Origin of the sequence: Streptomyces sp. NPDC058964 (assembly GCF_042741275.1) — a bacterium.
Taxonomy (GTDB): domain Bacteria; phylum Actinomycetota; class Actinomycetes; order Streptomycetales; family Streptomycetaceae; genus Streptomyces.
In genome coordinates this window covers 1-1,071 of sequence record NZ_JBHYKH010001063.1, presented here as the reverse complement: position 1 = coordinate 1,071, position 1,071 = coordinate 1, and the positions used below count along the sequence as shown (strand labels likewise).

Here is a 1,071-nt window from a genome sequence, read left to right as displayed (position 1 = left end):
CCCGCAGTGGTCGGGCACCGGACCTTACGGCCCGGTCCGGCAGTGCGTCGCCTCCGGAGGCCGGACCCTGTCCGGTGGGTGGTTCGCGCCGTTGCGGCCTCCTACTAGCGACCCCTCCGCTGCGCTCCGGGGCTACGGGCTACGCCCTTGCGCACACCCCCGGCGGGCTCCTCCGGACCCCCGCCCGCCGGGGCTCGGTCCCGGAGCTGCTGCCCGGCACCTACCGAACGCCTCACCCGGCGACCGTGCGCACGCGCGCCCCTCGTGGGCTGGCCTTCCCTGGTGCGGGTGATCAACGGCGGGGGAATCGACCTCAGCCACAGAAAGGCAACCCCTGCGGCGGGGACGTCGATGACGGCGGTACGGAGGTACCTCAGCCACCCACCGGCAGCACAACGCTTCCTCCCTGCTTGTGGCCAGCCGAGGACGACGTGCGGTCGCCAGCGGCGACCAGGTGGCATCAGTCGGGACCCGCAAGCCCGCCAGGGCTGAGGACTCGCCGACCCCGGGCGTCACTACGGAGAGCAGAGGGCCGGCCTCCCTCGTAGGTGCCGTTCGGCGCGAACCCCGTGGGTGGTGCAGGGACGCAGGGAGCGGTACCGAGGCGTGCGCCGGTGGGACGCGAGGAGGGGCGCGCCTTTTGAACTAAGAAGGGGACCATACTCCTGACCTGCGGAAACGCTCGCGTAAGGGGCAAAAAAGTGCACCTTGTGGGGCAGATAAGTGCCCCTTAGAGCACGGCCGCCACACGACACGACACGCAACACGCCGCACTAAGGGGTCACGTTTCGGAGAGTCATGTGTAGTATCGCGGCCGTAACGTAGCTCACAGCGGAGCTAAGGGGCGGAAAACAGCCCCTTAGCGCGTAGCTCTCGGATCGGAGCCGAGCATGACAGGAACGGGTCGCAAGCCGCGTCGGCTGGCGGTCGTCGTCGACGAGACGTCCGGCGAGGTGTTCAAGCAGAGGCAGCGGGTGTCCCACGTCTTCGACGGCAAGGGATACACCCTGGAGGGCCACGGCGTCGAAGTGCCGAACTTCCGGCTCAACCTCAGCGGCACCGAGTGGGACA

The 1,071-nt window shown here is 69.2% G+C and carries 1 pseudogene; it reads left to right on the top strand.

Annotated elements, in window-relative coordinates:
* Nucleotides 1-890: 890 nt before the first annotated feature.
* A pseudogene (locus ACFW2E_RS47670) lies at nt 891-1,071 on the top strand (hypothetical protein); the annotation flags it as partial.